We start from the raw sequence: 2897 nt of genomic DNA, 5'->3' as shown, positions 1-2897 counted from the left end.
GTGGTACAGGGTGCGGTTAACCCGGATGAGTTTTACGTCTACAAGCCAACCTTGAAAATGGGTGCGCCGGCGATTTTGCGTCGTAACTTGGGCGCGAAAGCGATCAAGATGATCTACACCGCCGACGCCAGTGCAGGTAATGCTGTCGAGACAGTAAGCGTGCCGGTGGAAGAGCGTAACCAATTTTCTATCAATGATGAGGATGTGCAGGAATTGGCACGCCTTGCGGTGATCATTGAACAGCATTATGGCCGCGCGATGGATATCGAGTGGGCAAAAGACGGTGATGACGGTGGCTTATATATTGTTCAGGCGCGTCCTGAAACCGTTAAGAGCCGTGATAAAAGCACTGTTATCGAACGTTACTTACTGAAAGAAACTGGTAAGTGTCTGGTTGAAGGTCGTTCTATCGGTCACCGTATTGGTTCAGGACCAGTACGCATTGTGAACGATATTACCGAAATGCATTTGGTGCAGCCGGGTGAAGTCCTGGTCACTGATATGACGGATCCCGATTGGGAGCCGGTGATGAAAAAATCAGCGGCCATCGTGACCAACCGTGGTGGTCGCACCTGCCACGCTGCGATTATCGCGCGTGAGCTGGGTATCCCAGCCATCGTTGGTTGTGGTGATGCGACTGATATTCTGAAGCCGGGGCAGGTTGTCACTGTCTCTTGTGCTGAAGGTGATACAGGGCGTGCTTACGAAGGTAAGCTCGACTTTGAGCATCAGACCAACAATGTTGAATCTATGCCAAACCTGCCGTTTGATATCATGATGAACGTCGGTAATCCGGATCGCGCATTTGATTTCCAGTCTTTACCGAACTCTGGTATTGGTCTGGCGCGTTTGGAGTTCATTATCAATCGCATGATTGGTGTGCACCCTAAAGCGCTGCTGAACTATGAAGAACAGTCGCGCGATGTACGTCAGACGATCGATCGTCGCATCGCGGGATACGGAGATCCGGTTGAATTCTACGTTGAGCGGCTGGTGGAAGGTATTTCAACACTAGCGGCAGCGTTCTATCCGAAGAAAGTGATCGTACGAATGTCCGACTTCAAGTCGAACGAGTATGGGCACCTGATCGGTGGTGACCGCTACGAGCCAAGCGAAGAAAACCCGATGCTGGGCTTCCGTGGGGCAACCCGCTACATCTCTGATTCCTTCCGTGATTGTTTTGAGTTGGAATGCCGCGCGCTGAAAAAAGTACGCGATAAGATGCGCTTCACCAACGTTGAGATCATGGTGCCGTTTGTGCGTACCGTGGGCGAAGCGAAGCAGGTGGTTGAATTGCTGGAGGAGAACGGTCTGAAGCGCGGTGAGAATGGATTGCGTGTCATCATGATGTGTGAGATTCCATCCAACGCGTTGCTGGCGGATCAGTTCCTTGAGTATTTTGATGGTTTCTCCATCGGCTCGAACGATCTTACTCAGTTGACGTTGGGGCTGGACCGGGATTCGGGTGTGATTGCGCATCTGTTTGACGAGCGTAATGATGCGGTGAAGCGTCTGCTAGAGATGGCGATTGATGCATGTCGTGCGCAAGGCAAGTACATCGGTATCTGCGGCCAGGGGCCGTCTGACCATCCTGATTTAGCACGTTGGTTGATGGAGAAAGGGATTAACTCTGTATCCCTTAATCCGGACTCTGTACTGGATACCTGGTTCTTCCTGTCCAACACCGAAGCGGTTTAACAACGGCTTCAGTTCGCAGCAGCTCCGATCGGGGTTGCTGCGGCTCTTTCCCTTTATTTTCCTGCTCTGTTCAGTCTGACTATTTTCCTCGCCTATTCTGAATTGCTCGTTAGAGTGATTTTGTTGGGCGGTGTTTGCTTTGGCGCCGAACAATACCATCAGCTATGTTGACTATTAAATAGCCAATGCGCGGTGCTTCCAATGAGTGATCATGTATATAAGAAAGTAGAGGTCGTCGGGTCGTCTTCAGTCAGTATTGATGATGCTATTTCGCAGGGCGTTCAGCGAACAGCGGAAACCATCAACCATGTGGAATGGTTTGAGGTCAGTGAGATACGTGGCCATATTGAAAATGGCAAGGTGGGTCACTATCAGGTAGTGATGAAGATTGGGTTTCGGTTGGATTAGACGCGGTATATCTGCAGGTTGGGAGCAGCGCAGCATGCCCCAACCTAAGATATTCGGCGTATTAACGCAGATAGTTCTTGCTGATAAAACGGAATTTTTCGTTGTTGGCTGTTTGTAGCCATTCGAAGGCAACCATCTCGCGGCTGACGATATAGATCCCCGCCTGTCGCATACGTTCCAGTGCCAATTCTTTGTCTTTGGGGTTGCGAGAAGAGACGCAGTCTTCAACCACATAAACTTCACGTGCCTGCTGTTTCAGCTGCAAACATGTTTGTAGAACACAGACGTGGGATTCGGTGCCAACAACGACGACCTGGCTAGGGCGCAACGCATTAATTTTTTCGTTGCAGCCTGGATCCGACATGCAGGAGAAGGCCATTTTCTCCATAAAACCTTCAGCTGGCAGTACATCCAGCAGTGAGGTTGCGGTCCCGCCTAAGCCTTGAGGGTACTGCTCAGATGTGAGCACCGGTACGCTCAGATGGTTAGCGATCTCGGCCAGCCAGAGTGTATTTTCGACAACCGCTTCACCTTCATGAATGGCAGGCAGCAATTTTTCCTGCAGGTCTACAACCAGCAGACAGGATTTATTAGGTTGGATCAGCATCGTATATCTCCCTCTGAATGTTGCTCAGGATAGCGTCCGGTTGATCCGCTGGCTACGCTTGTGGCTGATCTTTTTTATGCAGAAATATCCAATAGCTCAATAGTGTCAGGATGCCCATAATGCTAATCGCCACAGTCATCACCAGCGGCGTATCGTTATACATGTGACCCACAATGATACCGAC

Annotated in this window: 3 protein-coding genes; 2 read left to right on the top strand and 1 reads right to left on the bottom strand. The window is 50.4% G+C overall.

The window, feature by feature from the left end; genetic code table 11:
* Together ppsA and ABYW01_RS18190 are read left to right on the top strand one after the other, a co-directional pair.
* The coding region (gene ppsA / locus ABYW01_RS18195; RefSeq protein ID WP_372835569.1) for a phosphoenolpyruvate synthase at positions 1-1698 on the top strand (1698 nt) is incomplete at its 5' end.
* 201 nt (positions 1699-1899) lie between these two features.
* A complete protein-coding gene (locus ABYW01_RS18190; RefSeq protein ID WP_372835566.1) occupies positions 1900-2106 on the top strand; it encodes a dodecin in 207 nt (68 codons plus the stop codon).
* Positions 2107-2167: 61 nt separating this feature from the next.
* Here ABYW01_RS18190 and ABYW01_RS18185 read toward each other — a convergent pair whose 3' ends face one another.
* Entirely contained in the window at positions 2168-2713 is a 546-nt protein-coding gene (locus tag ABYW01_RS18185) for a hydrolase (protein ID WP_372835563.1), read from the bottom strand.
* Positions 2714-2897: the final 184 nt, after the last annotated feature.

Source organism: Pontibacterium sp. (assembly GCF_041587635.1).
Lineage (GTDB): Bacteria > Pseudomonadota > Gammaproteobacteria > Pseudomonadales > Balneatricaceae > Pontibacterium.
Note: the sequence above shows the minus strand (reverse complement) of the source record. Positions and strands in the feature narration are given on the sequence as shown.

What these genes read in the sequence shown, in the direction of transcription:
- ABYW01_RS18190 (WP_372835566.1), top strand. Translation starts at nt 1,900, where the DNA reads ATGAGTGATCATGTATATAAGAAAGTAGAGGTCGTCGGGTCGTCTTCA.
- ABYW01_RS18185 (WP_372835563.1), bottom strand. Translation starts at nt 2,713, where the DNA reads ATGCTGATCCAACCTAATAAATCCTGTCTGCTGGTTGTAGACCTGCAG.